This window comes from Methanococcoides mangrovi (assembly GCF_052057775.1).
Classification (GTDB): domain Archaea; phylum Halobacteriota; class Methanosarcinia; order Methanosarcinales; family Methanosarcinaceae; genus Methanococcoides.
Genome location: NZ_CP195121.1, coordinates 2,082,160 through 2,102,733, shown reverse-complemented (window position 1 = coordinate 2,102,733; position 20,574 = coordinate 2,082,160). Strand labels below are relative to the sequence as shown.

16 protein-coding genes are annotated in these 20,574 nt (G+C 44.2%); 13 read left to right on the top strand and 3 right to left on the bottom strand.

The features are described 5' to 3' along the window. Positions 1-17 precede the first annotated feature (17 nt). The 5 genes from ACR3I3_RS10420 (at position 18) to ACR3I3_RS10400 (ending at position 7,643) form a co-directional block, all read left to right on the top strand. Complete coding sequence (locus ACR3I3_RS10420; protein WP_440952195.1) at positions 18-1,187, top strand: glycosyltransferase family 4 protein; 1,170 nt, start codon at positions 18-20, stop codon at positions 1,185-1,187. Between the two features lie 73 nt (positions 1,188-1,260). Then, a complete protein-coding gene (locus tag ACR3I3_RS10415; RefSeq protein ID WP_440952194.1) occupies positions 1,261-2,391 on the top strand; it encodes a glycoside hydrolase family 57 protein in 1,131 nt (376 codons plus the stop codon). Then, positions 2,388-3,587: a glycoside hydrolase family 57 protein gene (locus ACR3I3_RS10410; protein ID WP_440952193.1), complete on the top strand. Its 1,200-nt coding sequence runs from the start codon at positions 2,388-2,390 to the stop codon at positions 3,585-3,587. Before ACR3I3_RS10415 ends, ACR3I3_RS10410 begins: the two co-directional genes overlap by 4 nt. A gap of 35 nt (positions 3,588-3,622) precedes the next feature. Continuing rightward, positions 3,623-5,569 carry a glycoside hydrolase family 15 protein gene (locus ACR3I3_RS10405; protein ID WP_440952192.1) on the top strand — a complete coding sequence of 649 codons (1,947 nt, stop codon included), beginning with the start codon at positions 3,623-3,625 and terminating at the stop codon, positions 5,567-5,569. Positions 5,570-5,642: 73 nt separating this feature from the next. Then, positions 5,643-7,643, top strand: coding sequence for an amylo-alpha-1,6-glucosidase (locus ACR3I3_RS10400; RefSeq protein WP_440952191.1), 2,001 nt, complete (start codon positions 5,643-5,645; stop codon positions 7,641-7,643). Positions 7,644-7,719: 76 nt separating this feature from the next. Here the strand turns inward: ACR3I3_RS10400 and ribC are convergent, their stop codons facing one another. Next, positions 7,720-8,184 (bottom strand): riboflavin synthase, encoded by a 465-nt coding sequence (gene ribC, locus ACR3I3_RS10395; protein WP_440952190.1) that lies wholly within the window; start codon positions 8,182-8,184, stop codon positions 7,720-7,722. 5 nt (positions 8,185-8,189) lie between these two features. Then, complete coding sequence (locus ACR3I3_RS10390; RefSeq protein WP_440952189.1) at positions 8,190-9,332, bottom strand: pyridoxal-phosphate-dependent aminotransferase family protein; 1,143 nt, start codon at positions 9,330-9,332, stop codon at positions 8,190-8,192. A 461-nt stretch (positions 9,333-9,793) separates the two neighbouring features. On the opposite strand from ACR3I3_RS10390, the gene ACR3I3_RS10385 reads away from it, so the two are divergent. Continuing rightward, on the top strand, positions 9,794-10,291 hold the full coding sequence (locus ACR3I3_RS10385; RefSeq protein ID WP_440952188.1) for a hypothetical protein: 498 nt from the start codon (positions 9,794-9,796) through the stop codon (positions 10,289-10,291). A 121-nt stretch (positions 10,292-10,412) separates the two neighbouring features. Here the strand turns inward: ACR3I3_RS10385 and ACR3I3_RS10380 are convergent, their stop codons facing one another. Beyond that, a complete protein-coding gene (locus ACR3I3_RS10380) occupies positions 10,413-10,970 on the bottom strand; it encodes a CBS domain-containing protein (RefSeq protein ID WP_440952187.1) in 558 nt (185 codons plus the stop codon). A gap of 246 nt (positions 10,971-11,216) precedes the next feature. On the opposite strand from ACR3I3_RS10380, the gene ACR3I3_RS10375 reads away from it, so the two are divergent. From ACR3I3_RS10375 to ACR3I3_RS10345, 7 genes are all read left to right on the top strand, one after another. Further along, positions 11,217-13,103: an ATP-binding protein gene (locus tag ACR3I3_RS10375; RefSeq protein WP_440952186.1), complete on the top strand. Its 1,887-nt coding sequence runs from the start codon at positions 11,217-11,219 to the stop codon at positions 13,101-13,103. Positions 13,104-13,556: 453 nt separating this feature from the next. Further along, on the top strand, positions 13,557-13,817 hold the full coding sequence (locus ACR3I3_RS10370) for a hypothetical protein (protein WP_440952185.1): 261 nt from the start codon (positions 13,557-13,559) through the stop codon (positions 13,815-13,817). Positions 13,818-14,021: 204 nt separating this feature from the next. Then, on the top strand, positions 14,022-14,825 hold the full coding sequence (gene modA, locus ACR3I3_RS10365; protein ID WP_440952184.1) for a molybdate ABC transporter substrate-binding protein: 804 nt from the start codon (positions 14,022-14,024) through the stop codon (positions 14,823-14,825). Between the two features lie 13 nt (positions 14,826-14,838). Beyond that, positions 14,839-15,507: a molybdate ABC transporter permease subunit gene (modB, locus tag ACR3I3_RS10360; RefSeq protein WP_440952183.1), complete on the top strand. Its 669-nt coding sequence runs from the start codon at positions 14,839-14,841 to the stop codon at positions 15,505-15,507. 9 nt (positions 15,508-15,516) lie between these two features. Then, positions 15,517-16,641, top strand: a complete 1,125-nt coding sequence (locus tag ACR3I3_RS10355) for an ABC transporter ATP-binding protein (RefSeq protein ID WP_440952182.1) — start codon at positions 15,517-15,519, stop codon at positions 16,639-16,641. A gap of 147 nt (positions 16,642-16,788) precedes the next feature. After that, the gene (locus ACR3I3_RS10350) at positions 16,789-19,410 is read left to right on the top strand and encodes an S-layer protein domain-containing protein (RefSeq protein WP_440952181.1); all 2,622 of its coding nucleotides are present in this window, start codon (positions 16,789-16,791) and stop codon (positions 19,408-19,410) included. Between the two features lie 183 nt (positions 19,411-19,593). Next, the gene (locus ACR3I3_RS10345) at positions 19,594-20,514 is read left to right on the top strand and encodes a mechanosensitive ion channel family protein (protein ID WP_440952180.1); all 921 of its coding nucleotides are present in this window, start codon (positions 19,594-19,596) and stop codon (positions 20,512-20,514) included. Positions 20,515-20,574 lie beyond the last annotated feature (60 nt).

Below are 20,574 nucleotides of genomic sequence, written 5' to 3'. Positions count from 1 at the left end.
AGTTGGGTTTGAAAGAAATGGGGAAGAATTTAAAAATAGGCATGTTCTCCTGGGAGAGCCTGCATTCTGTAAAAGTGGGTGGTATAGCCCCTCATGTTTCCGAACTTGCTGAAGCCCTTGCTGAAATGGGACATAGTGTCCACATATTTACAAGGAATTCCGGACTTGATCCGCATGAGATGGTCAATGGTGTTCATTACCATCGCGTGGACCATTCTCTTGAAGGTGGAATTGTCCAGCAGATGAACAGCATGTGCGATTCAATGTATTCGAGCTTCCTCGAAGTTATCGGGGAATATGGAGAGTTTGACATACTGCATGTCCATGACTGGCATCCTTTCAATGTTGTATCAAGGATCAAATACGAGTTTGGGATTCCTTTCCTGATGACATTTCACAGTACCGAGTGGGGACGTAACGGTAACGTACACGGGAACTGGTGGGAAGCTGAGGAGATATCCCACAGGGAATGGAAGGCAGGTTATGAATCCTCAAGGGTAATATCCACGTCACAGCAACTAACAGATGAGATCAGGTTCCTGTACCAGATCCCGGATGACAAGATCTCCATCATTCCAAACGGCATCTTCAAGGGAAAGATGAAAAAGGATGTTGATCCCGGCGAAGTAAAGAAAAGATTGGGCATCCACCCTCTTGCACCTGTTGTCCTTTTCATAGGCCGCATGAGCTACCAGAAAGGGCCGGATATGCTTGTAGAGGCTGTTCCTGAAGTGAAGCGTCATCGATGGGACACCCAGTTTGTCTTCATAGGTGAAGGTGAGATGCGCCCTCACTGTGAACACATTGCACGCTCCGGAAAATGTAACGAATGTTGCCATTTCCTTGGCTATGTGGATGATGAGACCGCTAAAGACTGGTTGAATGCATGTGATATCATGTGCATCCCTAGCAGGAACGAACCTTTCGGGATAGTTGTTCTTGAAGGATGGGATGCTGAGAAGACCATCGTCGCAACGGATGCTGTACAGATCATCGACAATTTTGTGGATGGTATTCTTGTATACAAGAGTCCGGAATCCATTGCATGGGGCATAAACTACGTTCTCGATGATCTGTCGAACGACAGCCTGAGAAAAGCCGGTAAAGAACTTATCGATACCAGGTACAACTGGAGCAAGATCGCGGAAAAAACAAGTGAAGCATATCTTGATGTTCTCAAAGATTAAGTTCGATAGCAACAACTAATGCTATCAGAAGAATTATAATTTCAGTTGTATCTATAAAAATGGAGGCTTAAAAATGCAGTCTGTTTGCATTTGTTCGGAAGTTCATCTTCCATGTTCGCTTAAATGGTACTGGCCATCTGAAGGTTATCGTTCTCCTCAGTTCGATACATATTTTGACCATCCACAGGTATTCTCTGCTTTAGAAAGAGACCTTCCACAGATTATTAAGACAAATGAAGCTTTGCTGGATTCCATCGATAATGGTGGAAAGTACACTTTCGATATATCCGGTATATTTCTGGACCAGTGTAAATGGAACCCTGCCATAATCGGATCATTTCAGGAACTAAAGGACAGAGGTGCCGGATTTTCGGCATCCCCGTATTATCATTCTGTATCATCTCTTTTCCCTGATAATAAGGAGTTCAGGGGACAGGTTTCCATGCACCGTCAAAAAATAAAAGAGGTCTTTGGTACAGAACCCGGTACTTTCGTAAATACGGAACTGATGCTCACAAAAGAGCTCAGTACTATCCTCCGGGACATGAAGTTCAAGTGCCTTATTTCTGAAGGCTCGGAGAATTTGTTGTACGGCCACGATCCAAAGCACATTTACGATAATAATATACCAACGCTGTTGCGTCACATATCCCTGAGTGAGGATATAGAGCTTCGATTTTCAGACCAGAAGTGGATAAGCTATCCCCTGATCGCTGATAAATTTGCTTCATGGATAGCCAACATGGAAGGGGATGTGACCACATTGCATTTCAAATACAGCTCGATCCTTTCCCATCAGCAGAAAAGCAGCGAGATACTTCAGTTTTTGATCGATCTCCCGGAAAGTTTCGAGAAATACGGCATTTCCATGGTGACACCTGAAGAGGCCCTGAAAATGTTCAAAACAAAGGAACTTCCTTCCATCAGGAACAAGTCCACATCGCGCTACGGTATGCACAACCTGATGGGCAATCACCCTCAGCACCTTTATCTGCATGAGTTGATCGAGATGGGTAATATCCTCGAATCCATAAAAGATGCTCCTGAATATGACAAAATGAACTGTATCTATCGGTACCTGCAGCAAAGTGAGATCATGCTGGAAATGGGATCTGATAACAATAATCAGGGATATGAAAAGGCGGTCAACACATTCTCTGTTCTGTCAGACTTTAAGCGTGGGCTTCTGGAGGTGAAAGCATGAGATCTGTTTGCATGTACTTCCAGTTACATCAGCCTTATCGGTTGAAGTGGTTCTGGCCGGATGATTCCAAAGGATTCGAAAGGTATTTCGATGTTGCAATAAACAGGAATATCTTTGAAAAGGTTGCCAGCAAGTGCTATGTTCCGGCGACGACACTTCTGGCAGAGCTCGTTGACCAGTATGAAGGGGACTTCAGGTTCAGTGTCTCAATAACAGGAACCCTCCTGAGCCAGTGTGAGAAATGGAACCCTGATGTTCTTGATATTTTCAGACAGCTTGCCGACTCAAAGTGTGTGGAATTCCTTGATGAGACCAATTACCATTCCCTTGCTGGCCTTTTTGATAGCAAGGACGAGTTCAGGGAGGAAGTAAAGACCCATCACGATATCACTTCAGAACTGCTTGGTGTAAAGCCTCAGGTATTCAGGAATACGGAGCTTCTTTACAACAACAGTGTTGCAGAAACGGTCTCGTCCATGGGTTACAGGGCCATACTGACAGAAGGCGTTGACCAGCTTCTGGAGTCACGCTCACCGAACCATGTGTACAAAGCAAAGGACTGTGATATAGCTGTTCTGATGAGGAACTACAAGATGAGCGATGACATAGGCTATCGTTTCTCTGCAAGATGGTGGGAAGAGTATCCTCTGACCGCTGACAAATGGGCCTGCTGGGCTTCCAGGGAAAAAGGGGATTGCCTGAACATTTTCATGGACTATGAGACCTTTGGTGAACACCAGTGGGCGGATACGGGTATCTTTGATTTCCTCCGGGCCCTGCCGAACGAGGTACTAAGTAAGGATATTGAGTTCAGCACCCCCTCAGAGGTCGTTGAGAGATATACGCCTGCAGGCGAGATCGATGTTGGTGATTTTAATACGATCTCCTGGGCGGATATGGAGAGGGATACAAGCGCATGGCTGGGCAACGATATGCAGCGCAGGTGCTTCGAAGAGGCAAAAAGGATCGGTCCTTATGTGAAACGAACAAAGGATCCGGAGCTGATCAATATATGGAAACATCTCCTCACATCCGACCATTATTACTACATGAGTACCAAATGGCTGGGTGACGGTGACGTCCATTCCTATTTCAGCATCCATACCTCGCCTTATGATGCAGCAATTAATTTCATGGCAGTGTTCCTGGATTTCAAGTCCAGTGTTTTCAGGAAACTTGCTGAGATGGAAGAATAAGCTGATCAATTAACAGAAATAATTCCCAATAAGGAGTGAGAGACCTGATCAGGCATCCGAACGCTATACTCGGGAACGACCGATTGCTTGTAACAGTGGGTCAAAAGGGAGAGCTTCAGGGATTTTTCTATCCCCGAAGAGATGGAGCACAGCATGTTGCTGTATCGGAAGGCTGCATTTATAAGAATGACAGGTTGCTATGGTTCAATTCTCCGGAATGGGACGCAGAACAGGTTGCTGTGGAGGGTACTAACATCATTAAGACCCACCTCTCCCATTCTTCCGGGATAGAGGTCTCGATCCATGATCTTGTCCATGCAGACATGCCGGTCCTTGTTCGAAATTATGAGATAACTTCCACAGAAAGCATCAAATGTAAATTCTATTATTATTCGAATTTCCAGGCAGGTGGTACTCGCAGAATGAACTCTGCTTTTTGTGATACATCCAGAGGCATGATCGTCCATTACATGCATGACAGTTACATTGGGATTGCATGCGATCCGGTATTTGGGGAATGGCAGGTAGGTAAGATACAGGAGAATGGATGGGTCGCAAGTGCCAGGAGCGATATGGAAGATGGCATGCTTCAGCAAAATGTGGAGGACATCGGTGATATGGACAGTTCCATGGGCTGGCAACTCAACCTCATTCCCGGGAAAACGATAGCAATTACAGTTCTTATCGGTATCTCCTCAGGGAGGCAGCCAACCTACGATCTGCTGGCAGGAGTTCTGAAACAGCCACTGTCCGAAATTATTCGGGGGATAAAAGACAGCACATCATTATGGCTGTCAAAAAAGCAGTATCCGGAACTATCTATATTTGATGACGATCCGCTTTTGAAAGAGCAGATAGTTGAACTTTACGATCGTTCATTGCTTTCCCTGAAATTAATGTCAGATCCCGATGAGGGTTCAATCTTAGCTGCACCGGAGTTCGACCCGTCATTCCAGATGTGTGGAGGCTATGGTTTTTGCTGGAACAGGGATGCTGTGGAAGCCGTTCTTGCCCTTATGAGCTCCGGCTATCCGGAGTATGCTGAGAAATTCTTTGAGTGGTGTAAAAAGACACAGATGACCGATGGTTCCTGGTTCCAGAGATACTGGCTTGATGGGAAAGAAGCCCCTTCCTGGGGTAATTTTGATCACTCGACACAGATCGATGAGACCGGATCCACCCTTTATGCGATTGATCGTTATTTCCGTGAACTGGAAGGAGACAAAAGTAAGGAATTTCTGGATCTCATCAGAGAAACGGTCTGGAAAGGTGCAGAATACCTGATGAGCAGGACCGAAAAGGGTCTTCATGATCCCTGCAGGTGTCTGTGGGAATCTGAAATTGGGATATTTCCCTATACGAATGCTGCTATCTATGCCGGCTTGAAAGGTGCTGCCCATATGGCCGGAGAATTCAATGATGATCATCATGCTGAATTGTGGTCCCGCAGGGCTGATCTGGTCAAAGAACATACGATCGGGAAATTGTGGCTTAAGGACGGATATTTCTCCCGTGGTATTATTGATAATGATATCAGGAACGTCGTGGATTCAAGTATGATCGGCACCTTTGTTCCTTTCGGTCTTCTTTCACCGGAAGATCCCAATGAAAGGTCTATGATACTTTCAATGATCGAACATATTGAAAGGTCTCTCCGGGTTCCTGTAAATGGTCATTATGGTATCATGCGTTATGAAAATGATAATTACATAGATGGGAACCCCTGGCTGGTTACAACATTGTGGCTATCAAGATCCCTTCTCGATCTTGCTGTTTCGATGGAAGAACGGGACAATGAATACGAAATGCTTGTGAACAGGTCTCTTGAATATATTAAATGGGCGATGAAGGGTGCAACAAGTACCGGCCTACTGTCCGAGCAGTTAGACAAAAAGATCGGGAAAGCTGCCTGGGCAAGGCCTTTGAGCTGGAGTTGTGCGCTTTTCATTGAAAATGTCTTGCTTCTGGACAGATTGGGCTGAAGTAGTTTAAAAATTATTGAAAGAACTGTGATCATATCGGGTTCAGACAGGATAATAATAGGAGGTCATCAATATGTCTTCGTTTCCAACATTTAACGATGGGTCCGGCCATACATCAGCTATCTCAAAGGAATGGCTGGTTACGAATGGGATCGGAGGTTATGCATCGTCTACAGTTATTGGTGAGAACTCTAGAAAGTACCATGGTCTCCTTGTGGCTTCTGCGAACCCGCCGGTTGACCGAAGGGTCTTGCTATCTTCTCTTGATGAAGAACTTGTTGTCGGAGGAGAGATGTTCCGGCTTGCGGTACACAGTTATCCGGATACTTTGTATCCTTCAGGTTTCGACTATCTTGAACGGTTTTTTGCATCTCCCCTGCCGACCTTTGAGTATCGTGTAAGGAACATAAGGCTGATCAAGACCGTCTTCATGATATATGGCCAGAACACAACCGTTGTGAGGTACAAGTTGCTGAATCCTGACAATGAGGATCTTGTTCTAAGGATCCTGCCCCTTGTTGCCAACAGGGGTTTTCATGAACTGAGAAAGGCCATTGATGTCAGTTTTACCGAAATTTGTATTGGTAGGGGAATCGATCTGTCAAATGACGATGTTCTTCTTCAACTTCGTTCAAATATGAAATTCAGGCAGGATCCATACTGGTACTACAATTTTGAGTATGAACTTGAACGTGAAAGAGGGGAAGCTTATCATGAAGACCTGTATAACCCGGGTTATTTTGAAGGATACATAAGTGGTAAGGTTGGCGAATTCTATGTTGTGGCATCTGATAGTATCCCCGCTGGCCTTTCAGCAGATCATAATTCTGATGTCTCTTCGGTAATTGAGATTATTAACATGGAGTATGAGAGGGAGCTTTCAAGACAGATAGATCTGTATGAGCGCTACCGTTTCAATGAAGATCTGCCAAAGAAGCTCTCTGTTGCGACTGATCCATTTATTGTACATTGCAGATCTGCCGGTTCAGGCTCTGTAATTGCAGGTTACCACTGGTTCGCAGATTGGGGACGTGATGCGATGATCTCTCTCCCCGGGCTTACACTTGTCACCGGAAGGTTCGGCGATGCAAGGAAGATCCTGAGGACCTTTTCCTGGAACTGTTCATATGGCCTGATACCAAACCGCTTTTCAGATGACGGGATCTCACCTCCTGACTATAACACGGTTGATGCGTCCCTCTGGTTCATTCATTCACTTGGCAGATATTATTCCTATACAAAGGACATTGGGTCTGTTCGTGAAATGTGGGACACGGTCCTATCGATAATCCACAATTACAGAGAGGGTACTTTATACGGGATCCGGATGGATGATGACGGATTGATCGAGCATGAGGGCCAGCTTACCTGGATGGATGTGAAGATCGGTGATGTTGATATCACACCGAGGGCCGGGAAGGCATGCGAGATCAATGCCTTATGGTATAATGCTCTCCGTACCGCTGCACATCTGGGCGAATTGTTGGGTGAAGATGTCGGTGACCATGTTGAAATGGCAATTTTGGCGAAGAAGAACTTCGCAGAGACCTTCTGGGATCCGGAAGTTAAATGCCTTTATGACTGCGTTTCTGTTAACGAGGATGGTTCTTTGTTAAAGGATGCATCTGTCAGGCCTAACCAGATCCTTGCTGTTTCATTGCCTTATACAATGCTTGATCGAGAAAAGGAAAGGATGATCGTCGAAAAGGTACATGAAGAGTTGTTGACACCGTATGGCCTGAGGTCGTTGTCACCGGATGACAGCAGGTATGCCGGAAGATACGGGGGTGACCGCAATTCCAGGGATCGTGCATATCATAATGGAACAGTATGGCCATGGCTGCTTGGTCCGTTCATTACTGCATACATCAAGGTTAACGAAAGGTCTTCATTAAGCAAGGAATTCTGCAGGCAGTTACTGCTCAATCTGGAATGTCATCTTGATGAGGGAGGTATCGGTTTCATTTCCGAGGTATTCGATGGAGATCTTCCGCAAAGGCCCGGGGGCTGTATTGCACAGGCATGGAGTGTTGCTGAGATCCTTCGTGCCTATGTTGAAGATATTGACTCTTAAAGTTAAAACTGATTAAGCAGAAAAATAAAGGAACACAGAAGTCTCAACAGAATTTATTTTGAAAAGAATGCAGGTGTTAGTGCCTTACAGCACCAACATCTTCGAATCCCTGTCTCTGGCCAGTTCCGGCCTGCTTGACAAGTTTTTCGGGATGGAATAACATGTTAACGGCATTGACTGCATGTTCACGGGAGCGCATTTCCATCAGGAATGCCAGTTCCTTTTCATCTTTTGCTTCGTCCTCATGAACGAACACCTCGATGATGTGGGTGTTCGTCATAAGCTGTGCCTGTATTATTCCGGTTGAAGCTTCATGTGCGCAGATCTTATCCTGCTCCTTTGCTCCTGGCATACCCAGGGCTATGACGATGTCGCATCCTTCTTCCTCGATGAGCTTCTTGGATGCCACCGGCAGGTCCTTTACGCCAGGAACGGTGATCCGCTTTATCTTAGCGGACACGTGCTGCTGGATCTCATCGACCGCAGCACGCCCCATATTGAAGCGTGCAAAGGTCGTGTCTACTACGCCTATGGTCTTCATGTGATTCAAAGTGTGTCAAGTACGCTGGCAGCTGCCTCTGTACCTGCACCGATCTCATTTACAACGCCGAGTTTCTTCAGTACAAGTTCGAGTTCCTGAATGGTCAGCATGATGTCCTTTGGTGCGACATTGCCCATGCTTCCGATCCTGAAGATCTGACCGCTGAGCCTGTTCTGACCACCGGCGATTATTATTCCCTTCTCAAGCATTGCGTTCTTGATGTCGTTGCCGCTGACACCTTCAGGTGCTTTCATTGCGGAAACTGTGTTGGAGTAAGCGCTTACCTCATTGAGCTGTGGGAACATCTCGATACCAATTGCGTCCATAGCAGCACGAACAGCAGCAGCACCGGTTGCCTGGCGCTTTTTCCTTGCTTCCATTCCCTCTTCCATTACGATCTTCAGTGCTTCCTGAAGTCCGAAGAACAGTGGCACTGCAGGAGTGTATGGTGTCTGGGACTTGTCTGCGCTCTTCTTGTATGCCTTGAGGTCAAGGTAGTATGGCAGGTTTTCCTTGGTCATTGCATCAAAAGCACGCTCGCTTACTGAGATCATGGAAAGTCCTGGTGGTGCAGCAACACATTTCTGTGATCCTGTTACAGCGATGTCAATTCCCCACTCATCGACCTTAACGTCATCTCCGCCGATGGATGTGACACCGTCCATGATAAAGAGTGCATCGTACTTCTTTGCAAGTTTTCCTACCTCTGGTGCAGGGTTGCGGATACCTGCTGAGGTCTCATTGTGGACCATAGTTACTGCTTTTGCACCTTCAGCAAGCTTCTCTTCAACAAGGTCGAGGTCAACTGACTGTCCCCATTCGAATTCGACAGGAACTACCTGACCATACCTTGCTGCGATGTCCTTGAACCTTTCTCCGAACTTACCGTTCTCGATAGTAACGATCTTGTCGTCCTTATCAATTGTGCATCCGATGGCAGCTTCCATTGAAGCTGTTCCTGAGCCGCTGAGGATAAAGAGGTCGTTCTGTGTCTGGAAGATCTCTTTGAGCATTGCGGTACAGTCATCGAACATTGCAGAAAATTGCTTGCCCCTGTGGTTTATCATGGGTTTTGACATTGCCCTGAGCACTTTTGGTGCAACAGGAACAGGGCCAGGCATCATTAATAATGTGTCTTCAAGGTCCATATAATTCTCCTGGTTTTTGAATTAATAATTGAATGTCGTATCTAATGCAAATCTAGTATATAACTGGTTTCGTGGACCTGGAATTTCCCGGACTTTTCTTTTGTTCCCAATTCAACCGATCGGTTGTCTACTCTGATCATAAACTTGCTATGTGATCAACTAAATTTTGTATTAAATAAAGCAGAATGGTTTTATCCTTTCAAGCTTTGGTGTGTTAAAGGATCTTGTTTTTTCTCTTTAGTTTTGATCCATTTTTCAATTGATCAAATCTCATTATCATCATTATGCGCATCTGTTTTTATTTTTGCAGAGAGTTTATATAATAATAAATACATACGTTATATTTGGAATTGGATGATCTGAGTAAGACCATCTGATTTAGACAAATACGGGGTGGTATAGGTATGAAAATAGCAAAATTGACTGTGCTTTTGTTTGCGATGGTGATCTTGCTGGCTGCTATGCCGGCTGCAATGGCCCACAACTACATCGATGTAAAACCAGGCTCGTGTCCAAACTCCATCAATCTGGGTCAAAAAGGAGTGCTACCAATAGCTATTCTGGGTGGTTCGGAGGTTGATGTGATGGACATTGATCCAGATACGATAATGGTTGGCTTTAATGATACGAACGGTACTGGAATGATGGTGTATGTCCCAATCGTAAGATACAGCTATGAAGATGTGGCAGGTCCAGTTGTAGATCCAGATGACGAATATCCATGCTGTGGAACTCCAGGGCCAGATGGTATCATGGATCTGTCCATAAAGGTTAATGTTGAGGACCTTGTTGCTGCTGGTCTTGATGTAGATGATTATCCTAAGCTCGAAGTCCGCTACGACAAGTATGATGGTACCACTATTCGTTCACTGTGGGATTGTATCAGAATGATTGACAACAGCGACAAGGGTGTAGGTCCGGACGCAGCCCTAACACAGGCAAACAAAAAGATCAAATAAACTGACCTTGAATGTTGGTGTGGAATGAATCCATACCTCTTTTTTTCCTCAAAACTTTGCAGTCGAAGTTAAAAATTATTCACTTTCTGCTTTAATATCCAAATATCCGTTCTTTTTGGTTTTAACCATGCAGAAGCTTGATGACATCATGTTTTGTGACAAAACCCGTGGTAACTCCCTTCTCAAGTACCAGGACTGCGGGATTTCGCTCAAGCATATGTGAGATAACATCAAGTTCGGTGGTAGGGGATACTGTAGGGAACGCTTCTCCCATGATGTCCCTTATCTTCATTTGGGAAATTGCAGAGGCTTTCCTGTCACCCATGTATTTGATAATAGTATCTTCTGAGATGCTTCCCACGGGTACTCCATTATCAATAACAGGAACCTGTGAAAAACCATGTTTCTCCATAAGCTTGACCGCATATTCTACGGAATCATCAGAAGAGACAAAGATAACCAGAGTGTGCATTATGTCCTTTGCAAGTATCTTTTCCTTTTCAACTTCCTCAAAAGCGATGAATATCTTTCTGAGAGTGGAAAGTCTTGGATCGACATCACCGGACTCTATGCGGGCTATTAAAGGCTGACTGACACCTGCACGTTTTGCAAGATCACTCTGTGTAAGGCTCAGCTCGATCCTTTTCTGTCGTAACCTCTCAGGAGTTGGAAGTTGCATAATATTACTGATAGTAATGATTATATTTAAAGAGTTTGATGATCTTGTAAAAAAATCAAGCTGTATAGATGCAACATGCATACATTTATCCATTATCAACTAAATACTATATTAGGGGACTGAGGTCAGTGCAACTGTTCTTTAATGGAACTTCGTTCTTTCCTTTGAGTTTCTCGCTTACGATGGTCATATCTTATTGGTGGAGAACTGATCCAATATCCGTGTGCTTTCAGCAAGGTGTCCAGTATGAAAATGGATAATGTGCCTCTAAAAGTGAAGCTGATACTGTACATCGGTTTCAGCGTCCTTATAGTAATGGTTGCTACTACAGCTATCATTATTTCTGCCACTACATCCCAGCATGAGGATCTTGCATATAAGAAGTCCATAGAGAAGGCCAGCAATTATGCGAACCAGTTCAATTCAGATATGCAATCGAACATGGCCATTGCGAGGACAATTGCAAGCACACTTACCGTTTACAATTCATCTGATAGGAAAGAGGCCAACGCTTTCCTGAGGGAGATCCTCATTGATAACCCCAATCTTATTGGTACATATGCGGGTTTCGAGCCTAATGCTTTCGACGGCAGAGACGCGGAATTTGTTAATGTTGCTCCTGAGCATGATTCTACAGGCAGATTTGTCCCCTACTGGAACAAGATCGGTGGCACCATGTTTGTGGAACCTCTTATTGATTATGATACCCTGGACTATTATCAGTTACCAAAAAAGCTTGAAGAGGAGGTACTTACAGAGCCTTACATGTATCAGGGTGAGCTTATTGCGAGCTATGTAGTACCAATTATGAGGAATGATGAGTTTGTAGGTATTGGCGGTGTCGATGTATCACTAAACTATATCGACGAGATAGTCTCCAATGTTACTGCTTTTGAAGAAGGCTATGCTTTCACTACGAGTAATACCGGAATACTGCTGTCGCATCCTGTTCACAAGGAGTGGATCGGAACAAAGACTCTTAATGATTTCAATGATCCTCAGGTAGCAAAGATGGCTGATGATATCCTCGTCGGAAAAGGTGGTCATATTGAGACCATTGACCCGACCACAGGTGAGGATGCGATCATTTTCTACGAGCCTGTACGTACAGGAAATTATTCATTTATCCTTGTTATCCCGAAAGATGATATGCTTGCAGATGTTACAGCTCTGCGTAACGACCTGATCCTCATCTCATCCCTTGCACTTATTTTCATGGCAGGTGCTGCTTATCTTGTGGCTATGTCCATAACCCGGCCTATCAATGAGATCGTGTCAAATTTTGCATATATCTCTGATTCGGCATTGAAAGGTGATTTGAAAAGGAGGGCTGAGACGGATGTTGAAGTGGATTTCAGGAAGATCCCTTCGGGCCTGAATGACATCCTTGATTCGCTCCAGACATATTCGGATGAGCTTGAAGAAGCAAATGAGGAACTTAAGTCACTGGACCAGATGAAGGATTCATTCCTCTCAAATGTCAGTCATGAGCTAAGGACTCCTCTTACAAGTATCAAGGGATATACTCAAAATGTTTACGATGGAACACTTGGTGACATCAATGACCTGCAGAGGACAGCACTTGGAACCGTATTGCGCAATTCAGACAGGCTTCGCCGCCTTGTTGATTCCCTCCTGTATGTAAGCCAGGCGCAGGCAGAGATCATTGAATATAACTTCAGGGAATGCCGGCTAATGGAAATTGTGAACAATACTATAATGGATACCGTCATGCTTGTTGAAGCGAACGGTTTGCACCTGAAAAAGAAAATACCTTCGGAATTACCGCCTATCATTGCAGATGAGGCCCGCATTACTGATATGCTGAACAATCTAATCGACAATGCTATCAAGTTCACTCCGGAAGGCGGTGTGATCACTCTCGGTGCATTCGAGGAAGACAAATATCTGCATATTACTGTTAGTGATACCGGTATTGGTATTCCTGAAGATCTCATTCCCAATCTGTTCAGCAAGTTCTACCAGATCGATTCATCGATCAGGAGAAAATATGGTGGAACGGGTTTGGGTCTATACATATGCAAAGAGATCGTGGATGCGCATTCTGGTGAGATATGGATCGAGAGCAGACCGGATGAGGGAACTACGGTTCATATAAGGCTTCCAAAATGATCGCTGGTCTATAGTTCCACGATATTTGCATATCATAAAGGATTGTTTTATTTATACACATTGTAAATATTTTAAATAAAAAAAGATATATTCAATAATAATAAATTCCTAAGTAGGTTCAAGGATTCTTGTAATCGTCTATCTGGCCTTAATGAGTCGTAAGTGGGGGCTTTCGGCAGTTATGCATCAAATATTTTAGAGGGAGTTTAAAGCGAATGCTGTTTACAGGTATAGTTACATTTGAAACAAAAAGGATCATGAAGTTCTCAACAGGGTACTTAAAATGATCTTTCATCCTACGGATGATCAAGTGATCTGCTGAACAGCATATTGTAGGAAGATCTCTCTTTGTTCAATGAAAATCTCCTACATTCAGGAGCTGCATTTCAAAGTTGATGTCTCTTGATCTTGTAATTTGCAGGTATAATTAATATCGATCATGGGGGGGATTATATGAGATATTATGTCTGGATCGAGGAAGACCAAAGTCTTCAGGCATGCGGTAAACCTTATGCGCTATTCAGAGTTGAGATCGGTACTCAAAGAATTATAACCGATTGGTGGAATCCGGATGGCGATTTCTGGGAACATCATCCAGGTCTGGCATCTGTCGGTGATGGTAATGTGAATAATATTTATCACGAAATTGATGGTGAAGATGTGGGGTCGATCAAAAAGACTATCTCTAAAGGGTGGAACATTGAGTTGAACTAAGCCACTTAATGCTGTAATATTCATTTTTTACAGGTCTTTAAATTGGCCGGCACTGGCCTAAATTCTTTTTTCTTTAAAGTTCTCTGATCTCTTATTAGAGGTATCTGATCTTCTATTCACAATATGTATTTATAGAATTAACTCAATTTCAAACCGTTATGTTCATGTAAACATAACGGTTTAATTGACGATATGTGGGATCTTATGGAAAAGAATCATCTGATAATAGTAATTGCGGCAGTGGTCCTTGTGGGGACTGCTGCTATGGTGTTAATGACTTCATCACAGGCGGATGAACGTACGGAGATTACTGTATCGGCTGCGGCCAGCCTTACAGAGAGCTTTACGGAAATAGAACAGGAATTTGAGGCACTGCATCCGGATGTTGATGTAAATATGAATTTTGCAGGTTCCGGTTCCCTTCGAATGCAGATCGAAGCCGGTGCTCCTATCGATGTCTTTGCTTCTGCTTCCCGGAAACACATGGACCTCCTTGAAGGGGGGCAAATGATCGATACTGAGACAAGACAGGACTTTGCCGAGAACTCACTGGTGCTGATCGTTCCGGCATCAAGTGAAGACAACGAAAGTAATATAGTGACCCTTGAGGACCTATCCGATGGATCTGTCACAAAGATCGCTATTGGGGATCCTGATGTTGCTCCTGTTGGGAAGTATGCAAAAGGTGCAATAGAGGAAGCCGGCCTCTGGGATGATGTCAGCGATAAGGTCATTTATACAGAAAATGTAAAGCAGGTGCTGGTCTATGTTGAGAACGGAGAGGTGGATGCTGGTTTTGTCTATATGACGGACGCTATGGCCTCCGGGACTGATGATATCGATATTGTTGCGGAGATACCTGTTAATACAAGCATCAGCTATCCTATCGCAGTAGTGTCTTCTTCTGCAGAGAAAGAAGTCTCACAGGAATTCATCGACTTTGTAGTCTCAGATGAAGGAAAAGCTATATTCGAAAAGTATGGTTTTACAGTAACGGATATTTACTGAAGGATGATCATTTATGTTTGAAGATGCCTGGGTTCCCCTGTTGATAACTCTCAAAGTGGCATTACTGTCCACTGCTTTTGTAGCTGTGCTTGGAATTTTCATATCCTATGCACTTGCAAGGAGAGATTTCAGGGGCAAATGGCTTGCAGACATCTTCGTAACTCTCCCGCTTGTTCTTCCGCCAACGGTAACAGGTTACCTTCTTGTTGTATTGCTGGGAAAGAATGGTCCTCTTGGTAACATCATCTTTGAACTTACAGGATGGTCGCTGCTTTTCACCTGGCATGCTGCAGTGATAGCGGCTTTTGTTGTCTCACTTCCGTTGATGGTAAAAACGACGGCCTCTGCTATTAGTGCGGTTGACCGGGAACTTGAGTATGCGGCTTATACACTTGGCCATAGTGAACTGGAGACGATATTCTTTGTGACCCTCCCGCTTGCCAAAAAAGGCATACTTGCAGGCATTGTCCTGAGCTTTGCAAGGGCCGTAGGTGAGTTCGGAGCAACACTGATGGTAGCCGGAAATATTCCCGGGAAAACGAACACGATGTCGCTTTCCATCTATACGGCATTCCAATCCGGGAACGATGCACTTGCGAACATCCTTGTGATAACTCTTGTTGTTGTGTCTCTGGTCTCAATGGCTCTTACTGCAAGGTTCGTGGACCGATGGAGTGTGTGAGGTGGTGGAATGGGTATAAAAGTCAATATCTCAAAACATTACAGGTCCGACAGTAAAAAAGGCAGCAATAAGTTCAATAAAATTGGACCGGAAGAGGCTGTCTTTTCGCTTGATGCTGCTTTTGAGGCCGGGGATGAGCTGGTGGTGCTCTTTGGCCGTTCCGGGTCCGGTAAGACTACCACATTACGTTGCATTGCAGGTCTTGAAACCCCGGAAAGTGGTAGTATCGTTGTAAATGATGAGACATATTTCGACAGCAGATCAGGAATTGATCTCCGACCACAGTACAGGAAGCCGGGCTATGTCTTCCAGAACTATGCCCTTTTCCCGCACATGGATGTGAAAAAGAACATAACTTACGGACTGAAGGGCTGGGATAAGGAAAAGAAAGAAGAACGGATGCTAGAGATGCTTCGGCTTCTGCACATAGAAGGCCTTGAAGACCGGTATCCTTCCCAGCTGTCAGGCGGGCAGAAACAGAGGGTTGCCCTTGCACGTGCCCTTGCGCCGAATCCCCGGATACTGCTGCTGGATGAGCCATTCTCTGCTCTTGATATGGTAGTCAGGATGCGCCTCAGGGAACGAATAAAAGCGATCCAGAAGGAACTCCTGATCCCGGTGCTTTTTATAACCCACAATCCGGAAGAAGCATTCTCTCTTGCGGACAGGGTGGTCGTCCTCCACGATGGCAAGGTTCACCAGGCAGGCACTCCAAGGGAGGTCTTCTATTCACCCGTTGACCGAAGCGTTGCCGAGCTTGTTGGAGTCAGCAACATCTTAGACCAAGGAAAAGTTCTTGGGAATTCTCCTGAAGGTATCATTGTCGAAAGCAAAGGTCTCCAGTTCATAACGGATTGTAAGGTTTGTACTTCTGAAATTGTATCTCTTGGAATACGTCCTGAGAATGTGCACCTGAAGAGCTATGATGTGGGCCTGTTCCTTGGCGAAGGAAATGTCTTTGCAGGCAATGTTATCGATATTACGGATAAGGGCAGCAGCAAAATGATGGCTGTGGAACTGGAAGATACCGATTTCATTCTGCTATGTGAAGTTCCTACACGTATGTCGGGGGATATCGGGCTTTCACGGGTGGTGGTGGAGATATCCCCGGACGATGTGCTTGTATTTGAATGATCTGTGTTTTCTGGAATTATGACCTTAGGGGTATTCAAACATCAATTGAAACATTATATTTTAATATTTTATACGCATTTTTCCATAGTTTTAATAGCTTCGAATTATAAACACCTCATTATTGCATAGAACAAATTGTTCTCAGGCATGAAATGGGGGATTATAATCTTGAACACTAGCATACATGCTAAACATATATTGATAGCACTAATACTGATCAGCTTTATCTGTACCGTAGCATCCGCTCAGGGGTCCACAGGAGACCGGATTTGGGATGCAGATGAAAACATGTCACTTGAATATACATGGACGGCCGCAAGCTATTCTGGATTCTATTATGATCTTGATTCAGGAATAAGTTCTGAAAATCTGACCATTAAACTGGACAGCAGGACGGACCGTTCGATCGGTGATGGTGATCTTATCTATTCTACAAAACCTATCGAAACTGATTTTGAGAATAATGATTGGGGTTCATATCAGGTCATCGGTTTCATGGCAGAGCGTTACTTTGCAGGATATACTGATAATTCTTCTTTTGTAAAGGATGATGTCAGCCTTATTTCAGAAGGCAAGCTGGCAAAGGTTCTTACAGACAGTGATGATAAGATATCATTCTACACAGGTTCATCGCTTGTTCTTGAAGAAGGCTATAAGCTTGACATTGCTGAGATCGATATGGATGGTAACAAGGTACTTGTTTCACTCACTAAGGACGGGGAGCAGGTTGACACAGGCGTATTGACCTCAAGAGATGATTATGTCTATGAGAAGGACCTTGGTTCGGCCGAGGATATACCTGTCATAGCAGTTCACTTTGCAGAGATCTTCAGAGGAATGGAAACGAATGCTGTATTTGTTCAGGGTATCTTCCAGATATCAGACCAGTATGTGGAGATCGATGATGGTGATGATTTTGGCAGAATGGAGATCAAGTCTGTAAGTGCAAATGAGATCAAGATGGAGAATGATGACAGCATATCCCTGAGCAGAGGGAATATAGTCAACATCATGGGCAAGCTTAAGTTTGTCGTAGCAGATGATGATACGCTTAGATTTGCTCCATTCGTGGACCTCACGGCACCTGGGACCTATGAGCTTAGGGGTACCATTACTGAAGATGAGGATATGGTCTGGACTCCACTTAATTTTGAAGGCTTCTACTACAACATCGATGAGGGGATCGGAACTGAGTCTCTTGAGGTCGTAAGCCTTGATGGCAGGACGATCCAAGATGGTGACCTTGTATATTCGACAGTAGCTGAGGAAGTGAACTTCGAGTATAGGCAGTGGGGCAAGTTCCTTGTGGTGGGGTTCATGGCCGACAAATACTTCGCAGGCTATCCAGACAACAGGTTTACTGATGATGTTAGCATGCTTTCGGAGGGGCAACTCTCCAAAGTCCTGATAGACAATGATAAGAAGAGTACTGTTGTTCCGGGTTCAAGTCTTGTGCTTGAAGAAGGATATGAAATTGAGGTCACAGAGGTGGATATTTCTGGTGACAAGGTACTGGTCTCAGTTCTGAAGGATGGTAAAAAGGTTGATAGTGGTATCGTGACATCTAATGATGATCTGGTCGTTGAAAAGGATATTGGGTCTGCAGAAGATGTACCACTGATCGTAGTTCACTTTGCAGAGATCTTCAGAGGGACGGAGACCAATGCGGTCTTTGTGGAAGGGATGTTCCAGATATCTGAGAACTTCGTCAAAGTGGATGGTGGAGATAGTTATGGTAAAATGGAAGTAAAGAGGATCAGCTCCGAGAGAATTGAAATGGAGAATGAGGATTCCATTACACTTTCGAGAGACAAGACTATCCCGATAATGGGCGGAATCTCCTTTAAAGTTGCAGATTCCAGCGATGTCAGATATTATCCATTCGTAACGTATACAACACCTTCATCCAAAGCCCTTTCTATCGAGATGCCTTCTGTAGTTGTTCAGGGAGATACTGTTGACATAAAAGTGATCTTCCGTGGAGCAGCCGTTAGTGAAGCACTTGTTGAATTCGATGGTGATGAAATAGGATTGACCTCTGATGAGGGTATAATTTCGTATAGGCCTATGGAGGTAGGTACATTCAGTATAAGTGCTGAGAAGGAAGGATTTGCATCTGCACATAAGGATGTGGAGATCATCTCTCCGGATGATGTGACCAAAAAGACAGTTATTGAGATCTCCCCTGAAACCGTTTATGAAGGAGATACGATAACAATTTCCACACTAAAGGCCATTGGTGGGGATCCGGTCGCAGGTGTGGAGATACTTTATGATGGTGTTTCAGTAGGAGTTACTTCTGATGATGGTAAATTTTCCTACAAGGTGAGGGACCCCGGAGTTCACAAGATAATTTCTCAGCCTGATGAATATCTGGGTGCAGAGTTCAACCTCGAAGTAATTGACCTTGAACCGGTATTCGAATACTCCAACCTCGTCATAGCACCTGCTGAAGTAGGTGCCGGAGATCCTGTGAACATCACGGTAGATGTCATGAACTCCGGTGACGATGTGGGCAGTGTCAATGTGCAACTCAATATCAATGATGAGGTCGTTGAATCCAGGACTATTATTCTCGATGTGGATGAGGAAAGGTCCGTTGAGTTTACACGTACTGAATCTGAAGCGGGTGAATATTTGGTCCGGATCGGTTCCGAATCGGGAAGTTATGTTGTGACAAGTGGAATTCCGTCACTGGGACTCTTCGTCTCAGTAATGATCCTGGTTTCTGCGGCATTTGTTGCAATGAGGCAGAGAAAGGAGAATTGAAGTCGTGGGAATATGATCAATAAGAGATCTCGATGCCTGCCTTTGTTGGCAGGTAATTCTTTTAATTTTACTCACTGAAAAATCTTATATATAGATAAATGAAATAAGTATCTATGGAGAAAAGTTAGAGATGTATTATTTTATCATCTCTTTCATTAATCTAAATATACGGGGGTATATATAATGGTAGACTCGCCTATACTGGAAAGTTTATACGGAATGGCGGATCAGTTTATTACGTTTATTCCTACGCTTGTAGCTGTAATCGTATTGCTGATTGTTGGAAAGTATGTCGGAAAAGCACTTGGAAGCATTGGATCGAAAGCTCTGGATAAGGTAGGTCTGGACGATCTGATCGATAAGACATCTTTAGGTGACATGATAAAGAAGACTGGGACTACTACTGTGGGCATGTTTGATGCCGTGATCCGGTGGTTCATCTACATCATCTTTGCAGTCATCATTATCGATCTGCTGAAGATACAGGTAGTAGCGGATTTCATAACCCAGATCATTTTGTTCCTGCCTCTTATTGTCTCAGCATTGATCACACTGGTCATTGGGCTGCTTATTGTTGATTTCCTGGCTGGATTAGTGAAGAAGATCATAATGGCATCAAGTGTTGATGAAAAGATCGGAAAGAGCAGCATTGGTAAAGGCCTCGTTGCAGCAGAACTGAATGCATCCGGCATAATTGCAGGTCTTGTGAAAGCTTTCGGATATGTCATCTTCATTCTGGCAGCTTCCAATATCCTTGGATTGGATGTATTATCCGATTTCCTGGTATCCATACTTAACTACATACCAAATCTGTTCGCAGGTATACTGATTCTGGTTGTCGGATTATTGGCAATTGATTTCCTCACAGACTATTTGAAGGGCATCCTGGAGGGTATGGAAGTCGAAGGTGCAAATATCTGGGTTCCATTGCTCAGGGGTTTCCTTGCACTTGTACTGATATTACTTGCACTTGATGCAATGCTTATCGATACAAGCATATTCTACCTACTGATAGGTCCACTGGCCTGGGGATTTGCTATTGTTGTCGCATTCAAGTGGGGTATTAAAGAAGCCCTTGTTGCATATGCAAGGGAGAGGAAATAATTCTCCTCTCTTACATCTTTTTTATGTTTATAGCTGTCCGACTTCTTTACAATTGTCCCT

What these genes read in the sequence shown, in the direction of transcription:
- ACR3I3_RS10420 (WP_440952195.1), top strand. Translation starts at nt 18, where the DNA reads ATGGGGAAGAATTTAAAAATAGGCATGTTCTCCTGGGAGAGCCTGCAT.
- ACR3I3_RS10415 (WP_440952194.1), top strand. Translation starts at nt 1,261, where the DNA reads ATGCAGTCTGTTTGCATTTGTTCGGAAGTTCATCTTCCATGTTCGCTT.
- ACR3I3_RS10410 (WP_440952193.1), top strand. Translation starts at nt 2,388, where the DNA reads ATGAGATCTGTTTGCATGTACTTCCAGTTACATCAGCCTTATCGGTTG.
- ACR3I3_RS10400 (WP_440952191.1), top strand. Translation starts at nt 5,643, where the DNA reads ATGTCTTCGTTTCCAACATTTAACGATGGGTCCGGCCATACATCAGCT.
- ribC (WP_440952190.1), bottom strand. Translation starts at nt 8,184, where the DNA reads ATGAAGACCATAGGCGTAGTAGACACGACCTTTGCACGCTTCAATATG.
- ACR3I3_RS10390 (WP_440952189.1), bottom strand. Translation starts at nt 9,332, where the DNA reads ATGGACCTTGAAGACACATTATTAATGATGCCTGGCCCTGTTCCTGTT.
- ACR3I3_RS10385 (WP_440952188.1), top strand. Translation starts at nt 9,794, where the DNA reads ATGCCGGCTGCAATGGCCCACAACTACATCGATGTAAAACCAGGCTCG.
- ACR3I3_RS10380 (WP_440952187.1), bottom strand. Translation starts at nt 10,970, where the DNA reads ATGCAACTTCCAACTCCTGAGAGGTTACGACAGAAAAGGATCGAGCTG.
- ACR3I3_RS10375 (WP_440952186.1), top strand. Translation starts at nt 11,217, where the DNA reads ATGAAAATGGATAATGTGCCTCTAAAAGTGAAGCTGATACTGTACATC.
- ACR3I3_RS10370 (WP_440952185.1), top strand. Translation starts at nt 13,557, where the DNA reads ATGAGATATTATGTCTGGATCGAGGAAGACCAAAGTCTTCAGGCATGC.
- modA (WP_440952184.1), top strand. Translation starts at nt 14,022, where the DNA reads ATGGAAAAGAATCATCTGATAATAGTAATTGCGGCAGTGGTCCTTGTG.
- modB (WP_440952183.1), top strand. Translation starts at nt 14,839, where the DNA reads ATGTTTGAAGATGCCTGGGTTCCCCTGTTGATAACTCTCAAAGTGGCA.
- ACR3I3_RS10355 (WP_440952182.1), top strand. Translation starts at nt 15,517, where the DNA reads ATGGGTATAAAAGTCAATATCTCAAAACATTACAGGTCCGACAGTAAA.
- ACR3I3_RS10350 (WP_440952181.1), top strand. Translation starts at nt 16,789, where the DNA reads ATGAAATGGGGGATTATAATCTTGAACACTAGCATACATGCTAAACAT.
- ACR3I3_RS10345 (WP_440952180.1), top strand. Translation starts at nt 19,594, where the DNA reads ATGGTAGACTCGCCTATACTGGAAAGTTTATACGGAATGGCGGATCAG.